At 69.4% G+C, this 18,014-nt stretch carries 5 protein-coding genes; 1 reads left to right on the top strand and 4 read right to left on the bottom strand.

All coding sequences use genetic code 11. From position 1 onward, the window contains the following. Positions 1 to 4 precede the first annotated feature (4 nt). Complete coding sequence (locus ACN27F_RS25035) at positions 5 to 1,255, top strand: DUF1501 domain-containing protein (RefSeq protein WP_421437507.1); 1,251 nt, start codon at positions 5 to 7, stop codon at positions 1,253 to 1,255. A 193-nt stretch (positions 1,256 to 1,448) separates the two neighbouring features. Here ACN27F_RS25035 and ACN27F_RS25030 read toward each other — a convergent pair whose 3' ends face one another. The 4 genes from ACN27F_RS25030 to ACN27F_RS25015 all read right to left on the bottom strand — a co-directional run bounded on the left by ACN27F_RS25030 (position 1,449) and on the right by ACN27F_RS25015 (position 17,952). Then, positions 1,449 to 4,532 carry a choice-of-anchor M domain-containing protein gene (locus ACN27F_RS25030; protein WP_421437505.1) on the bottom strand — a complete coding sequence of 1,028 codons (3,084 nt, stop codon included), beginning with the start codon at positions 4,530 to 4,532 and terminating at the stop codon, positions 1,449 to 1,451. Between the two features lie 977 nt (positions 4,533 to 5,509). Beyond that, positions 5,510 to 6,565: an MDR family NADP-dependent oxidoreductase gene (locus ACN27F_RS25025; protein WP_421437504.1), complete on the bottom strand. Its 1,056-nt coding sequence runs from the start codon at positions 6,563 to 6,565 to the stop codon at positions 5,510 to 5,512. 1 nt (position 6,566) lies between these two features. Beyond that, positions 6,567 to 8,297, bottom strand: coding sequence for a phytoene desaturase family protein (locus tag ACN27F_RS25020; protein WP_421437502.1), 1,731 nt, complete (start codon positions 8,295 to 8,297; stop codon positions 6,567 to 6,569). Next, positions 8,284 to 17,952 (bottom strand): amino acid adenylation domain-containing protein, encoded by a 9,669-nt coding sequence (locus ACN27F_RS25015; RefSeq protein WP_421437501.1) that lies wholly within the window; start codon positions 17,950 to 17,952, stop codon positions 8,284 to 8,286. The genes ACN27F_RS25020 and ACN27F_RS25015 overlap by 14 nt, the downstream gene beginning before the upstream one ends. Between the last annotated feature and the right edge of the window lie 62 nt (positions 17,953 to 18,014).

Below are 18,014 nucleotides of genomic sequence, written 5' to 3'. Positions count from 1 at the left end.
TGCGATGAATTCCCTGACCAGACGCAAGTTCCTGATCGCCTCCGGGGTCACCGGAGCCGGCGCGATCGCCGCCGGTGCCGCCGGGCTCAGCCTCGCCGCACTGCTGCGTACCGCCGACCCGAGCACCGCCGTGGCCGCCCGGCAACGGCGCAAGCTGGTCATCGTCACGCTCTACGGCGGCAACGACGGGCTCAACACCGTCGTCCCGTACACGGATCCGGCCTACTACCGGGCGCGCCCGGAGCTGGCCTACCCGGCCGAGCAGGTGCTGCGGCTGGACCACCAGCTCGGGCTCAACCCGGTGCTGGGCGGCCTGCACGGGCTCTGGCAGGCAGGCCAGCTCGCCGTGGTGCTCGGCGTCGGCTACCCCCGGCCGGACCGCAGCCACTTCCGGTCGATGGACATCTGGCAGACCGCCGCGCCGGAGGCACCGATCCAGACCGGTTGGGTCGGCAGGTGGCTGGACGGCACCCGGGCGCCGGTCGAAGCGGCGGTGAGTTTCGAGTCGGTGCTACCTCCGTTGCTGGTCGGCGAGGGCCGCTCCGGTGCGTGCGTGAGTGTCGACGGGTTGCAGCTGCCGGGCGGGCTGACCAGCGCCGTGCTGGCCCCGCTCGGGCAGGCCGAGGAGGGTGAGCCGGCGATGCGGGCGCGGGCGGCCGGCTCGTACGCCGATCTGATCACGATGGACACGCTGGTGCGTGAGTCACGGCAGACCGCCGCCGGCCCGTCAGGGTCGCCCGACGATTTCCTGCCGGGCACCGCGACCGGCGGGGCGAGTGCGCTGGCTGCGCAGCTGATGTTGGTCGCCCAGTGTGTCGAGGCCGGGGTACCGACGTCGGTGTACTCGGTGAGCCTCGGCGGCTTCGACACCCACGCACAGGAGCTCGTCGGGCATGAACGGCTGCTGTCCGAGCTGGACCAGGCACTGACCACCTTCGTCACCCGGATGGCCGGCACCGAGGCGGGCCGGCTGACCTCGGTGCTGGTGTACAGCGAGTTCGGCCGGCGGGTGCGGGCCAACGCCTCGGACGGCACCGACCACGGCACCGCCGGTCCGGTCTTCGTACTCGGCCCGGGGGTCGACGGCGGCCTGTACGGTGAGCAGCCCGGCCTCGCCGACCTGGACGACGGTGACCTGAAGGCGACCACCGATTTCCGCGACGTGTTCGGGGCCGCCCTGGCCGGCGTGCTGGACGCGGAGCCGGCCCGCTACCTGGAGGGGTACACGCCCGCGGACCGGCTCCCACTGTTCTGAGGCGGGATGATCTCCGCCGCGTAGTTGACCGACGCACACCGGCGAACTGCGACGAACGCCGCCTGGTTCCGGACGGCGTACGAATAGTCTTCCCACCCTGCGGACGCGACCGAATCGAGGTGCAGGCTGTGGGGCGGACGGCCGGCTGTGGACGGGCCCGGGCGGTGCGACCCGGACCCGTCCACGTGTACGGTCAGATGGCGGTGATCGTCACCAGCGCGTCGTAGGCGCCAAGCGGTGTCGATGTCGGCAGCATCAGCGACAGGTTGGCGTCGAGCACGGCGGTCCCCAGACTCTGACCGGCAGCCGACGACGCCAACCCGGCACCCATCGACAACCCGGCACCGGTCGGGAATCCCGGCGCCACCACGGCACCAGGCGTGACGACCTGGCCATCACTGCTGTCGAGGAGTCGCGGGGTCCAGCCGAGATAGCTGGACGAGAAGCTCGCCTCGTCATTGGTGAAGTCACCGACCTGGGCCGATACCGACCAGCCAGGAGCACCCGAACGTGTGTCGGTCACGGTGACCGGTCGCAACACGCCACTGGACTCCCACCGGTCATTCGAACCCGCCAGCTGCGCTGGCGACATGATCACTTCGCGATCGTCCGGGTCGACCGATACCACCAGCGCGCCCTGGCTCTCGTCCAACGTCGCCACGATCGTCTGGGACACCGGCGGCGCACCACCGGCATCCTGGACCGAGAGGGCGACCGCCGGCGAGGGCCCGTATGCCAGCACACCGGCCGGGGTGAGGATCGACACCCGATAGGACGCACCGTCATCGGCCTCAGCCGCCGCAAACGACAGAGTTGCCCCGGACTCACCGGCGACCGGCGTCCAGTCATCGGAGCCCATGGCCTGACGCTCCCACAGATGATCGGTCAGGATTGTCGGACCGTCCGCCGGCAACTCCACCGACAGTAGGACCGTGTCACCCACGCCGTAGGCCGTTTCACCGCCGATCGTCGGCTTCTGCCGCGCAGACGCGCCGTGGTCGTCGACGTGGATGGTCAGCGGCCCTGCGACCAGGGACTCCTTGTCGGGGTCGGCGAAGTCGAGCGTCGCACGCACCTGCAGACCGTCAAGCGCCTGCTCGGCGGTCAGCGCGTGGCTCTCGCCCGAGGCACCCGGGTAGGTCTCCCACCCACCGCCTGGCCACATCCACTCCCAGATGATTTCGTCGTCCTCCAACGGCGGTGGGCCCACGGTGAGGTTCAAACCGATCCCGTTGCCTTGGTGGTAGTGGTCGGAGAGGGCGTCGAAGAAGAACAGCTGCGCATCGGGGTCGTCGGTGACGTAGACCCGCTGGGTCTGGCTTTGCCCCACCCGGCCTCCATAGTTTTCGGTCCGCGGCCCCAGGGCCTGGTGCCCAGGCTTGAGGGCGACGAGGATCAGGTAGCCCTCGTTGTCGGCCATCGTGACCTGGTGCTCGAGCGGCGGGATCGAGCCCGTGGCTTCACCCCACACCTGGGCGTTGTCGTTGGTGGCGAGGTCGGAGCTGCTCGTGTAGAACAGCCACTGGTAGGTGAGGTTCGCGTCGGATTCCCGCACGGGGTAGATCTGCCCCGTGACGTTGGTGGTGGCGCCGTCCATGTAGAGCGGTTGGAGCCCGTCGACGAGCAACTCGTAGAACGTCTGCGTGAAGGAAATCGCGTTGGAGGACTGGCGGACCACGATCCCGTCGACGTTCAACACCTGGATCGCGGCCTCACCGGAGCAGCCGCCGCAGTCCACGAGGTAGCTCTGGGTCAGCTCCAGGGACGCCTCCTCGGCGACCGGTAGCAAAGTGGAACTGAAATCGTTCCACGTGCCCCCCACCACGTGCCACACCCACTTCGTCGTCTCGCCGTCGGCAAGGTTCAGACCGGAGGCCTCGATCCGTATGGTGTCACCCGGGTACATCTCCGTGGCGCCCGAGACGAGCGAGACCGTTGGCGGGGTGCCCTCGGTCACGACGTTGATCGGCACCCACGCGGTCTGTCCCACCACCGTGTGAGTGGAAGACGACGAGCATCCGTAACTGGTGCAGTTGCGCAGCTGGACGCTGAGCTCGTAGCCGTCGTCGTTGGCTCCCAGGACCCGAGACAGGGTGTAGGACGTGGTGGGGATTCCGAGGCTCCTGGCAGTGGTGCTGCCGACCTGTCGGATGTAGTAAGCGAACTTCTGGCCGTAGGAGGCGACGTCGGGATCCAACGTGTGGCCGACGACGGTGGCCGTGAGTGTGTCGCCGGGCTGGTAGGAGTCCTCGATGCCGGTCAGCGCGAACTCGACGCCATCGTCGTTGGTGACCGTCACCGTCACCGGATCCGATGTCGAGCCGGCCGCCAGGTTGGTGACCGCTGGCACGAATACCGCGGTCACATCATGGGAGCCGACGGTGAGTGCGTCGGTCTCGAACTCAGCTTCGCCATCGACGACCGGCTCGTGGCCGAGCACCGTCGACCCGTCGTAGTACTCGACGTAGCCCTCGACGGTCGACGGTGACACCGTCGCGTGGAACTCCACGTCCGTCCCGACGGTGACCGCGGAGTCGCCGTGTACATGCATTTCCGTCGACGTCACCACCTGCTCAGGCAGTCCACCGACGACGAAGGTGTAGGTGGCGGTGTCGGTCTGGGTCACCCCACTGATCGCCACTGACGCTTCGACGGTCACCTCATAGGTACCTGCTGCGGTGAACGCCCAGTTCGCGTGCATATGCGTCCGACCCACCGTGAACGACTCGAACCCGGACTCATCCGACGACCACAACCGGGTCACGTCACCGCCAAACGGCGGAGGGTTCGTGAACAACTCCAGAGCACCCGGACCGTCCACGCCCACCAGGGTGAGGCTCGTCTCGTCGTCATCGATCGCACCCAGCGCGATCGACTCGGTCGAGAACCCCGGCCACAACCGAGCCGGCTTATCCGGACCGTTCGGGTTCGTCTCCGGCGCGATCCACACCGTGGAATCGACCGGCGCGATGAACTCGAACCCCGACGGCACCGACACCTGCGCCGCATCGGTCACGTGGAACCACACGTCCTCGTCCGCGAACCGGGTCCCGTTCCCTTCGGGCACATCAGCCTTCAGGTCGAGCTCCAACACGCCGTCGTCGAGGAACGTCGACACCGCATCGGTGTGGATCCCCGCCAGCACCCGGATATCCACAGGATCGGGCGCGGGGCCCTCCGCGGCGGGCGCGCCCGACGACGGCATCAACACCGCCCCCGTCGCCAACGCCGACCCGGCCGCCAGCGCGACCAGTCGGCGCAACCGACTTTTACTCATCTTCATCATGGAACCCTCTCGTTTGTGTCTAGGAGCACTGCGCCATTACTCGCTGCGACACGCGATCACTGTCCACCCGTACACGGGGCATCGGATCGTGGTCGGGAGAGCACATGGGGTCGACCCGGTTTGACGGACAGGGTCGGCAAGTTGATCTCACGCTACCTTGCTGGTTGACCTCTGGGAATAGGCCGCTTCATATTCGACTGGACTCATGTAATCCAAGGTGGAATGACGACGGTGGGTGTTGTACCGCCCCTCGACCCACTCGAAACCGCCGCACGGGCGGCGGCCCTGGTCGACCACGCCCTCCGGTCCGGTAGTCCGGTCTTGATCGTGGCGAAAAGCGACTCCGTAAACGGCTGAGCGACACTGGGACGGCTGGCCGAGCGAGTATTGCGAACGGTCGCATCGCCCGTGGAGTAGAGGCGACGAGTCGCCTCGAACATGGCACATCACGCGGCGGTCATGTCGAGTTGCCACGGGCGGGCGCAACGGTACCAGCGTCTATCCAGCGGATTAGGGCCCGAAACCCACCATCGACATCATTGACTTATATCTAGCGCCGCGCTGTTGAGAACATGGCTGCGCCCAGCGGGCCAGAGCCCGAAATGACGTCGAGGATTCTCGGCCTGCAATGCTGCTACTTCGCTAGAGCAGATGAGGTCATCGAGAAATGATTAACCGGCAGGAAAGGGTCTCGGATCGGAAAGTTGAACGGCGTTTTCTGGTTCACGCCCGCTCGAACGCTTTCAGAATACTCTTCCGAGAATGGGCGGCGCTCCCGCGTATCGACATCGCGTGCGCCAGGCTCCGTCGACGGGTCGCGGAGGTAGCACTTATCGGGGGTTTCAGGGGACAGTTCGAATTCGCCTAGACAAGCTTGTCGCCCTGACCAACGTTTCCGCTGGTCAGGGCTTCTACTTTGCGCGCCCGAAGGGATTCGAACTGTTCAGCGCGGCGCGGGTCGGCACCGGCTACACGGTGACCAGGACCTTGCCCCGGTTCGCCGCTCGGTCCAGGTAGAGGCTGCGGTAGGCGTTCGGGATCTGATCGAATCCATGGTGGAGGGTCTGCTGGTAGGTCAACTCGCCGCGCCGGAGCATGCCACCGAGCTCGTCGCGCATCGCCGACAGGTTCTCCTCGGTGAACCACTCGTGGGCGAAGATGCCCCGGATGGTCGCCCGGGGATACATGATCATCGGCAGCAACCGCAGCCCGGTCTGTTCCCGGCCCACCTGGGTGGCCCACTGCCAGCAGACCGCGACCTGGCTGTGCACGTTCAGCATGGTGAAGACCATGTCGGTGATCGTGCCGCCGAGGTTGTCGAAATACCTGTCGACACCGTCGGGAGCGGCTTTGACCAGGGCCTCGCGCACCCGGCCCGGCTCGTCGCCGTGCCGGTACTCGACGACGGCGTCGAAGCCGAGCTCGGTGAGGAACGGGACCTTCTCCGCAGACGCGGTGCTGCCCACCACGCGCGCCCCGGCCCGTTTGGCGAGCTGCCCGACCAGCGTCCCGATGGCGCCCGAAGCTCCGCTGATCACCAGCGTGTCACCGGGCCGGAGGGTCATGAAGTACGCCAGGGTGCCCCACGCGGTGATCCCCGGTCCTCCCATGATCCCCAGCGCCGTCGACACCGGCAGGACATCGTCGTAGTGGGCCGGATTCAGCTTGCGGTACGCGGGAAACACCATCGGGAACGTCTCGCCCTGCCACAGCACCTCGCCGCCGGTCCCGACGACGTGGCTGCGCCACCCGCCGTAGCCCTGGACCAGGTCGCCCACCTGGAAGCGGGCCTTCGGCCCGGCCTCGACCACCTCCATGATGGAGTCGGCGACCATGTGCTGGCCGATCGGCGTCTCCAGGGCGAGCCCGTGCAGGTACGGGTCGACCGAGACGTACCTGGTCTGGAACAGCATCTCGTCGTCGCCGAGCGCGACCGGGACCTCCTCGATCGTCTTCTCGTAGATCCGGGCGGCATCGGGGACGCCGTCGAGGTGCTCGCGTACGACCCACTTCTCGATCTTCAACTCAGGCTCCTTGCCGGGTGAGAACGGACGGGTGCCCCTCGACCACGAAGGCCGGGGAGGGTTTGGCGGGGACGGGCACCAGCACCTGGGTGGGCGGCGGCGCCGTCTCGTCGATGCTGGCGGTGAAGGGCCGGCCGTCGTCGCGGCAGATGAACTGCACGACGTGGCGGCCACTGGCGGCGGCCCGGATGAGCCCGCCGATGGTGGTCCAGACGCCGGCCAGGTAGAAATTGGCCAGGCCGGGCAGCACCGGGCCGTGCTTTTCGAGTTCCTTCTCCATCGTCTCGCCGGCGTCGACGAACGGCTGCCAGCCGGCGATCGAACCGTCGTGGTTGGCGGTGTAGCGGATCTGGGTCAGCGGTGTCGCGATGTCGTGCGCGACAACCGCGTCGGCCAACCCCGGATAGCGCTGGTCCAGCAGGTTGAGCAGGGCGCCACGGACCTGCCGCTTCGCGGCGTAGTAGGCCCGTCCCCGCCGTACCCGCAGGGTGTGCAGCAACTCGCCCTTACGCACCCGGCTGGCCTGTTCCGGCCCTTCCACCAGCTCGCGCCAGGTACCGGTGTCGGAGAAGAAGGTGACGAACACGACCGAGGTCTGCGCCGGGGACAACTCCGGGTAGTGCCGGCTGCGGAACTGGACGTTGATGCTCGGGTGTTCGCCGATGCCGACCAGGCCGGTGGCTTCCTGCGGGGTCAGCAGGTGGGTGGTGCAGGGGTCGGCGTCCGGGTACGGCCGGTTCAGGCCGAAGAACGCGCTGACGTACCCGGGGTAGATCTGACCGGGCTCGTCGACGGCCTCGGTGTACAGCCGCCGGTAGGTCTCGTTGAGGTAGCGCCCGCCCAGCAGCCTGGTGGTCGTGGTGTACCCGTCGCAGGTGGCGACGACGATGTCGGCACGGTGCTCGCTGCCGTCACTGAGCCGGACACCGACCGCCCGGTCGTCCTCGACGAGCACCTCGTCGACCTTCGCGTTGTACGTGATCGTGCCGCCGAGCCGCAGGTAACGTTGCTCGATCGAGCGGGCCAGCCCCAGCGAGCCGCCCTCCGGCACCCCGGCGGTGCGCCCAGCGTGCGCCGCGAGCTGGAAGTAGAACGGCAGCACCGGAAAAGCGGCGTGCCGCTCGTACAGGATGAAGTTGAACGCCTCCCGCAACAGCGGGTCGGTGAACCTGGCGGAGTAGTCGGTCATCAAGGTCGTGATCGACTTGCGGATGGTGTTGAAGTGCGGCAGGAAGGCGGCGAGCATCCGCCACCGCTCCCACCGGCCCATCAGCCCGACCGGCTTGAGGAACGGATAGGCGTTGAGCAGCTTCTTGAAGGTACGCACCCCGGCGCAGAAGTCGCGGATGAGCCGCGCGTCGGCGGGTGAGTGCGCCAGCAGGTGCGCCTGCAGCCGATCGGGATCGGAGTAGAAGTAGACGGTCCGGCCGTCGCGGCCACGGACGATGTTGAACGTCTCGAAGTCGCGCATCTGCTTCCCCTGCAGCGCGCCCAGCTCGAGCCAGATCTGGTACATGTCGTTGCCCGGCCCGCTGCCGAGCAACCAGCTCACGCACCAGTCGAAGGTGAAGTCACCCTGGTCCCAAGCGGTGCAGCAGCCACCTGGCAGCTCGTGCATTTCGAAAGTGTGCGTCCGATAGCCGTTCATCTGGGCGTAGCAACCGGTGGAAAGGCCACCCAGGCCACCACCGATAATGATTATCGTTTCTCTGGCGGAATCACGTCCTGGCATGGTCGGTGCCTCCTCGATGGTCGGTCCACTGGGCGAGCGATGGGTCGTGCGGCACGGACGCGGCAACTCCGTCGACGCTGCCGAGGACGTCACGGACCAGCCCGGCGTTGCGGGCGACGTACTCCCGGTCGAACATCTCGGCGTGGCTGCCGAACCCGGCGAGCAGTGCGTCGTGGCTGGTCGAGGCGCCGGCCCAGCTGCCACGGCTGCCGGCCACGTAGAGTTGCGCCTTGTCCTGGTCGCTGATGACCGTCACCGGAGCCGCGACGCTGCCCAGGTTCGGCGTCCGGGCGCAGAACTCGATGTACTCCCGGGCCTGTTCCCGGATCTCCTGGGCGACGACCGTCGAGCCGGTGTGCCGGCGCAGGTGCTCGGCGAGTTCCCGCTCGAACGCGGCGAACTGCTCCGGACCGAACTCGAACACCTCGCCGATGCGGTACGAGTCGACGATCACCACGTGCCGCACCGTGCGACCCCGGCGTTCGAGTTCCTTCGCCACCTCGAAGGCGAGGTTGCCGCCGAGCGAGTAGCCGAGCAGCCGGCAGTCGTCCGCCGGCTGCAGTCCGTCGACCAGGTCCGCGTACCGGGTGACCTTGTCGTCGCCCGGAATGTGGTTGAACCCGACGACGTGGTACTCCGGCAGCTGCGTGACGAACTGCCGGTAGATCAGCCCGTGCCCGCCGGCGGGCGGGAAACAGAACAGCGTCGGCCGGTCCGCCGGATTGAAGGTGAGGTACGGCTGGCCGCCGGCGAGCTGGCCGGTGACGATGTCCTCCACCGTCTTGGCCATGCCGTGCAGGGTGGTGATCTGGAACAGCCGGCTGACCGGGATCTCGATGTTGAACTCGGCCTGCAGGCCGTAGATCAGCTCAACGAGCTTGATCGAACTCCCGCCGATGTCGAAGAAGTCCTGCTGCAGTCCGACCTCGTCGAGGTTGAGCAGCGCCCGCCAGTGTTCGGCCATCCGGGTCTCGTACAGCGTCACCGGCGGATCGTGCCGCCCCTGGTCGGCGTCTGCCGGGCCGGGCGGCGGCAGCGCCGCCACGTCGACCTTGCCGTTGGCGGTCAGCGGCAGCGCGGCCAGCTGCCCGATGTGCGCCGGGATCATGAAGCTCGGCAGATGATCGGCGAGGTGGCCGCGCAGTTCCCGCCGGTCCAGCACCGCGCCGTCGGTCGGCACGCAGTACGCGCACAGCACTGGCTCGCCGCTGGCGTCCGGGCGGACCACGACCACCGCCTCCGTCACCTCGGGCCGGGCCTTCAGCCGGGACTCGACTTCGCCGGTCTCGATCCGGTGTCCGCGGACCTTGACCTGTGTGTCCGCCCGGCCCAGCAGGTGCAGCGCGCCGTCGGCGCCCCACCGGGCGAGGTCCCCGGTGCGGTAGAGCCGCAGCGCGGCGGCGTCCGTCCGACGGCTCAACGTACGGGTGACGAAGCGGTGCGCGGTCTGCTCGGCGTCGCCGACGTAACCGGTCGCGACGCCGTCGCCGCCGACCCACAGCTCGCCCGGTACGCCGGGCGGCACCAGCTCACCGTTCGCGTCGAGCAGGTAGACGGCGCTGTTGGGCAACGGCCGCCCGATCGGCACGACGTGACCGGGGTCGAGGGTGTCCACCGGCCCCTCGAAGTAGGTGCTGTCGATGGTCGCCTCGGTCAGGCCGTACGAGTTGACCACCCGGGTGTGCGGGCCGCCGAGCGAACGCAGCCGCTGGTACTCCTCGACCTTCCAGATGTCGGAGCCGACGATCAGCAGCCGCAGGAATTCCAGCCGACGCCCCTGCCGCTCGCAGTAGCTGAGCAGCCCGCGTACGACGGCGGGAACGAACTCGCCGCAGTCGACGCGTTCGTCGACCATGGTGCGGTACAGCCGGTCGGTGTTGAACAGCAGGTCCCGGTCGACCAGGACCAGGGTGCCGCCGGAGCAGAGGGCGCGGACGAGGTCCCCGGCGAACACGTCGAAGGCGAAGCTGGCCATCTGCAGGTGCGCCCGCACCTCGTCGAGGCGGTACTCCTGCCGCCAGCCGGCGTACACCGCGGCGAGGTTGCGGTGAGTGACCTGGACCGCCTTCGGTAGCCCGGTCGAGCCGGAGGTGTAGATGACGTAGGCCGGGTCGTCGAGGTCGACGTGCACGTCGAGGGTGGCGTCGGGTTCGTCCTCCGCCTGTCGCAACAGCGGGCCCAGCTCCAGCACCGGACCGGATGTCCCGGGCAGGTCGGACAGCCGGTCGCGGGCCGCGCCGTCGGTGAGCACCAGGCTGGCACCGGCGTTGCGCAGCATGTACGTCAGCCGCTCCGCCGGATAGTCGGCGTCCAGCGGCAGATACGCACCACCCGCCCGGAGCACCGCGAGCACCGCGACGACCAGCTCCGGGGACTTGTCCAGACAGAGCGCGACCACCGCGCCGTCGCGTACGCCGAGGCGGCGCAGCCGATGCGCGAGGTACCGTGACCGCCGTTCCAGGGTGGCGTAGTCGAGCCGGCGGGCGTGCGTCGGCACGGCGGCCGTGCCACCGGTTCCGGCCGGTGTCACGACGGCGGCGGTGTCCGGCCGCTGCGCGGCGATCTGGACGACCAGCTCATGGACGGGTATGTCGTACCCGGCCCGCTGCCGTGCGCCGCTCCACCGGTCGAGCAGGCGTTCGCGTTCCTCGACGCCGAGTAGTTCCAGTCGGCGGACCGGCTGCCCGGCCGCCGATCTGGTCATCGTGTCGAGCAGCTGGACGTAGTGCCCCGTGATCCGCCGTACCGTCTGCGGCAGGAACAGGTCGGTGTTGTACTTGAGGACGCAGTGGAACCGGTGGTCGGCCTCGTCCTCGTAGACCGACAGCGTCAGGTCGAACTGCCCTTCCTCCTCCGGCAGCTCGATGTACTCCAGCCGGTAGCCGTACTTCTGCGTCGCCACCTTGTGGGTGAGCAGAATGAACATCGCCTGGAAGACCGCCGAACGGCTGGGGTCGTGTTGCAGGCCGAGCTGCTCCACCAGCAGCACGAACGGATACTCCTGGTTGTCCAGCCCGCCCAGCACCGTGGCGCGGACCTGCGCCAGCAGGTCGGCGATCGACGGATCGCCGGACAGGTCGGCACGCAGCGGCAACGGGTTGACGAAGTACCCGTAGACCGAGGCGAACTCCTCGGCGGTCCGCCCGGTCACCGGGCTGCCCACGATGACGTCGTCCTGCCCGCAGTAGCGGTGCAGCAGGACGTAGTAGGCGCACAGCAGCACCATGAACACGGTCGCGTTGTGGTCGCGGGCCAGCGTCTGCACCCGTGCGGTGAGATCCGGGTCGAGGGTGAAGAACTCCGACGCGCCGTTGTTGGTCTGCACCACCGGACGTGGCTTGTCGGTGGGCAGGTTGAGGATCGGCACCTCGGCCGGCAGGTGCGCCCGCCAGTAGTCGAGCGACCTGCGAGCCTGTGAGCTGGCCAGGAACCGGTTCTGCCAGTTCAGGAAGTCCAGGTAGCGGGCGGACGGCGGGGGCAGTTGGACGGGCGTACCCTGGCGCAGCCCCTCGTAGCTGGCGAGCAGTTCCTCGATGAAGGTGAACGTGGAGATGGCGTCCGAGATGATGTGGTGGACGGCCTTCATGATCACCCAGCGCCGTGGTCCGAGGTGGAACAGGCGGAAGCGCACCAGCGGGTCGCGTTCGAGGTCGTACGGACGGCGGTACTCCTGGATGATCATCTGGTAGACGTCGTCCCATGCCTGGTCGCGCACGTCGAACGCCGCGACGTCGGCCCGGATCTCCGGCGAGATCCGCTGCACCGGCTGGCGGCGGCCGGCAGGCCGGCCCGGATCCGACTCGCGGCGGCCGGCAGGCCGGCCCGGATCCGACTCGCGGCGGCCGGCAGGCCGGCCCGGATCCGGCTGGTGCTGTTCGAGCCGGAAGTTCGCCCGCAGGCTCGGATGACGCGCGATGAGGGCACGGACCGCCTCGAACATCAGCTCCGGCTCCAGCTCGACCCGTACCTCGACCGCGCCACCGATGTTGTAGGCGAAGCCGTCCGGGTTGAGCTGCTTGAGGAACCACAGTGCCTGCTGGTTCTGGGTCAACGGATAGCGTTGCTCGTCGGTGAACACCTCGACGTCGGTGCCGGTGCCGGCGCCGTCCGGACCGGTGTCGGTGGCGAGCAGTTCGACGAGCCCGTCGTACGCCTGGTCGATCAGATCGGCGAGCGGTGCGCCGCCGAGCAGCGCGACCACCGGCAGTGCGACGTGGATCTCGGCGGCGATCCGGGCCCGCAACTCCATGGCGAGCAGCGAGTCCAGGCCCAGCGCGGTGATGCTGGACGCCGGATCCACCCGTTCCGGCGGCACCCGCAGCACGGTGGCCACCACCGTGCTGAACCGCTCGCCGAGCAACTCGCGCCGCCGCCGGTCGTCGCCGGCGTCGCGGAACACGTCCAGGAAGCTGTCGCCGTCGACGGCCGGCGCCTGCACCGCCGTCGCCGCGAGGTCGGCCACCAGCGGCGGCGCGCTGGCATACCAGGACAGGAAGGTCGGCCAGTCCACGATGGTGGTCACCAGCAACTGCGCGCGGTCCTGCCCGATCACCCGCTCCAGCACCGCCATGCCCGCCTCCGGCGACAACGAGCTCATGCCGCGGCTGTGCCGGTAGTGGTGGACCAGGCCGAGTTCCTCGATCATGCCGGTGGCCCACGGACCCCAGTCCAGGCTCAGCGCCGGCAGCCCGGCGGCGCGGCGGTGCTGGGCCAGCGCGTCCAGGAAGGCGTTGCCGGCGGCGTAGTTGCTCTGCCCCGCGGTGGTCAGCAGGGAGGCGATCGAAGCGAACAGGACGAAGTGCTCCACGGGCTCATCGCCCAGGTGGCGGTGCAGCAGATAGGCGCCGAGCACCTTTGGGTCGTACGCGGCGTCGAACGCCGCCCGGTCCATCTCGGCGAGCAGCGTGTCGCGTACCTGACCGGCGAGATGGAACACGCCCCGGATCGGCGGTGCCTGGCCGGCGCGGTAGTCGGCCAGCCAACCGGTCAGCGCGGCCTCGTCGGTGACGTCGAGCCGGGCCAGGATCGGTTGGCAGCCGAGCGACTCCAACTCCCTGAGGAAGTCGATCCGGTCGCGCACCGCGTCGTCCCAGTCCGGCTCGCCCCACCGCTGCCGGGGTGGGACCGGGCTGCGCCCGAGCAGGATCAGCCGGCGGGCGCCCCGGCGCACCAGGGTGCGGCACAGCAGCCGGCCGAGGGCACCGAACGCGCCGGTCACCAGGTAGGCACCGTCGGCGCGTAGGCGCAGCGGCAACGGCCGGGTCAGCTCGTCGGCCGGGCGCAACCGGCTGGCGTACCGGTGGTCACCCCGCAGGGCGATCTCGTCTTCGTCGTCGACGGCCATCTCCCGCAGCAGGGCCACCGCCTCCGCCCGCCGGGCCGCCCGGTCCCGGCCGCCGGCCGGATCGAGGTCGATCAGCTTGCCGGGATGGTCGAGCAGTTCCTGATGCCGCAGCACCCGGCCGACGCCCCAGGCGGACGCGCCGACGGGCCGCACCGGATCGGTGGTCGCGACGGCCTGGGTGCCTCTGGCGACGACGTGCAGCCGGCCGGCACCGCCCTGGGCGAGCAGCGCCTGGGCGAGGACGATCAGGGAATAGACACCAACGCTGTTGTACTCGGCGAACTCGTCGGCGGCGGCCCGATCCAGCGACGGCAGGTCCAGGCCCCACAGGTGCACCACCGCGCCGAACGGTCCGACGCCGGCCGCCCGCAGCTGCGCGAAGAACCGGTGCAGGTCGTGAGCGTGACCCGGGCGCACCGTCGACGCGACGCCCTCGGGGTCGAGGTGGAATTCAGCTCCCGGCCGTACGAGATGGCAGTGACCGCCACGGGCCGTCACGAGATCGGCCAGTTCCTCGCCGAGACCGTCCCGGTCGGCGAGGACCAGCCAACGCTCGGCGGTGGACGTCGCGTCCGGATCGCCCGGATCGCCCGGATCGTCGACATCATCACCCGGACCGTCGACATCGGTCAGCGGGTCTCGCCGCACCCACCGGAGTTCGGCGAGCCAGCTGTCGATCGTACCGAGACCGACGGCGGCGGTGGCTTTCTCCACGTCGGCGGCGCGAAAGCCACCGACGTGACCCACCGACGTGCCGTCATCGGCGTAGACCGCGATGTCACCGACCAGTTCGTCGGCGTCGCGGCGCACGATCCGCGCGTGCGCCCACAGCGTCTGGTCACCGACCGGATCGAGGCGTACCTCCGCGATGGACAACGGCAGCCGGATGCCGGTCTGCCTGTCGTCGCCACGCCGGACATCGAGCAGCTGCGGCGTCAGCAGGGCCTGGAAGCAGGCATCGAGCAGCGCCGGGTGGACGTGGTAGCCGTCGGCGGAGTCGCCCAGCACGGCCGGCGGCCGGATCCGGGCCAGTGCCTCGTCCGGGCCGACCCACACCTGCTCGATGCCCTGGAAGGCCGGGCCGTAGTGGTAGCCGAGGGCGGCGAGGTCCGCGTAGCACTGCGCGCTGTCGAGGTGGCGCCCCAGCCGCCGCCGCACCGGGCCCGGGTCGAACCGGCGCACACGTCGGCCGGGTTGGCCGGCGAGCAGGACCCCGGTGGCGTGTACGGGGTGGTCGGCGGCGTCGCCGGCGATCGAGGCCACGGTGAACTCGCCGGTCCCGGCGGCCACCGACAGCTGTACGGTCCGGGTCTCACCGGCGGGCAGGAACAGGGCCCTGCGCAGCTCGACGTCGGCCAGCGTCGCCGCGCCGCCGCCGGTGAGGGCCCGGACCGCCTGCGCCGCCATTTCGAGGTAGCCGGCGGCCGGGAACACCGCGTTGCCCTGGATCCGGTGGTCGTCCAGGTACGGCAGGTCCTCGGTGTCGAGCTTCGCCTCCCAGGTGGGTTCGGCGCTGGACAGTCGCCGGCCCAGCAGTGGATGGTCCCGCAGCCCGAGCCGGACCTGCGCGACCGGACGCGGCTCCACCCAGTAGCGGTCACGCTTGAACGGGTAGCGGGGCAGCGGCACCGGCGTTCCGGCCGGCTGCAGGGCGTCCCAGGCGATCTCCACGCCGAGGTTGTGCAGTGCGGCGAGGGACAGGGCCATCCGCTGCGGTTCGTCTTCCCCGCGCCTGATCGAGGGCAGCGTACGGCCCTGCGTGTCCCGGCCGGCCAGGCATTCCTGGATGGAGTAGCCGAGCACCGGGTGCGGGCCGATCTCGACGAACAGGCGGTACCCGTCGTCGATCAGCCGGTCGACCGCGCCGTGGAACCGTACGCTGTCGCGCACGTTGCGCCACCAGTAGTCGGCGTCGAGTTCGGGGCCGCGCGCCAGGCCGTCCTGCCCGGTGAGGTAGAGCGGCACCTGGGCGTCGCGTGGGGTGAGACCGCGCAACGAGATGAGCAGTTCATCCTTGATCATTTCCATCGCGGCGCTGTGGTACGGCACCCGTACCGCGACGAACTTGGCGAACGCCTGTTCGGCGGTGAGAGCGGCGGCGACCTCGGCGAGGGCGCCCTCGTCACCGGCGAGGGTCACCGCGCCGGGGCTGTTGACCGCGGCGACGGAGATCCGCTCGCCGTAGGGCCGGATCCGGTGCTCGACCTCGGCCTGCGTCAGTCCGACGGCGAGCATGGTGCCGGTGCCCACGAGCTTCTGCTGCAGCCGGCTGCGGTGTACGACGATCCGCACGGCGTCGTCGAGGGAGTAGACACCGGCTTCGTAGAAGGCCGCCACCTCGCCGGTGCTGTGCCCCACGACCGCATCGGGGCGCACCCCGTAGCTGCGCCACAGCGTCGCCAGGCCGACCTGGACCGCGAAGTTGGCCGGCTGCGCGAGCCAGGTCTCGGCCATGTGCGAGTCGACCTCGTCGGCGTTCAGCTCGTTGATCAACGACCAGCCGGTGAGCCGCCGGATCGCCTCGTCGCAACGGTCGATCGCCCGCCGGTACACCGGTTCGTCGGCGTACAGTTGCCGGCCCATCGCCCACCACTGCGGGCCCATACCGGTGAACACCCACACGAGGGCCCGCTCGTGCGGGTCGCGCCGCTGGTCGACGAGCACGTGTGGATGCGGCTCGCCGCGCAGGTAGGTGGCCAGGGTGTCGGCCAGCGCCGCCCGCTTCGAGTGCACCGGCGGCCGGTTGGGGTAGACGACGGACAGGCGGTGCTCGTGGTGCTGCCGACGGCGCGCGAGTGTGTAGCCGAGATCGGCCAGCGCGACAGGCTGACGGCCGTCGGCCCCGGTCAACTCGTCGAGGACGCCCGCGGCGAGCGCCGGCAGGGCCTCGGGGTCGCGGGCGGTCAGCGGAAGAATGGTGTACGCGGGTGAGCCGGCCGTCGGCGTGGTGGCCACCGACCGCTGCGGAGGTTCCTCGATCAGCACGTGGGCGTTGGTCCCGCCGAATCCGAACGAGTTGACCCCGGCCCGCGCCGGTCCCTGGTGCGGCGGCCACGGCAGGGGTTCGGTGGGGATCTCGAACGGCAGCGACGCCAGATCGATGTCGGAGCTGATCTGGTCGAGGTTGATGTGCGGGGCGATGACGCGGTGTTTGACCGACAGCGCGGTCTTGATCAGGCCGGCGATGCCGGCGGCGGACTCGGTGTGTCCGATGTTCGTCTTCACCGAGCCGACATAGCAGGTCTGCCCGGGCGCTCGGCCGATCGCCAACGCCCGGCCGAGCGCGTCGGCCTCGATCGGGTCGCCCACCGGGGTGGAGGTGCCGTGCGCTTCCACGTACTGCAGGTTGCCCGGCACTATTCCGGCCTCGGCGCACACCCGCTCGATGAGCGTGCGCTGCGCGTCGCCGTTGGGCACGGTGATGCCGGTGGTACGGCCGTCCTGGTTGACTCCGCTGCCGATGATCACGGCGTGGATCGGGTCGCCGTCGCGCAGCGCGTCCGGCAGCCGTTTCAGGGCGACCACACCGACGCCCTCGGCCCGGACGTACCCGTTGGCCGACGCGTCGAAGGTGCGTGAGCGACCTTCCGGGGACAGGAACCCGCCCTTGGTCTCGGCGATGGTGTACTGCGGGGTCAGGTGCAGCAGGGTCCCGCCGGCGAGCGCGAGGTCGATCTCCCCGCGTAGCAGGCTCTGCCGGGCCAGGTGTACGGCGACCAGGGAGGAACTGCACGCGGTGTCGATCGACACGCTGGGCCCACGGAAGTCGAAGCAGTACGAGATGCGGTTCGACACCATCGTCATCATGGTTCCGGTCGCCGTGTGCGCCGCCAGCGTCTCGAAGCTCAGGTCCGCGAACTGCAGGATCTTGTAGTCCAGAGTGAACGCGCCGACGAAGACCCCGATGTCCCGCCCGGCCAGTTCCGCCGGCTTCTGTCCACCGTCTTCGAGGGCCTCCCAACTGACCTCCAGCAGCTTGCGCTGCTGCGGGTCCATGTGTTCGGCCTCGCGGGGGCTGATTCCGAAGAAGGCGGGGTCGAATTCGGCCACCCCGTCGATGTAGCCGCCCCGCCCACCGACCAGTCGCCCCGGTTTCGATTTGTCCCGGCTGCCCAGCGTGGCGACATCGTAGCGGTCGGGGGGTGTCGCGGTAATGCAGTCCCGACCATTGACGATGTTCTGCCAGAACGTCCGGTAGTCTGACGCGCCGCCGGGCAACCGGCACCCGATACCGATGATGGCGATCTTTTCCGACCAACCGCCGTCCGGCGAGTCCTGTCCTTGCGCCCCAGCGGTGCGGGAGTAGGTCATTGTCGAGTCCTTCGGGTCGCGATACGACGAAACAGAAGATGGGCATGCGTGCGCCACGCACG

It is taken from the genome of Solwaraspora sp. WMMB335, assembly GCF_049179075.1.
GTDB lineage: Bacteria > Actinomycetota > Actinomycetes > Mycobacteriales > Micromonosporaceae > Micromonospora_E.
The sequence above is the reverse complement of the archived record's forward strand: the minus strand, read 5'-3'. Positions and strand labels throughout refer to the sequence as shown.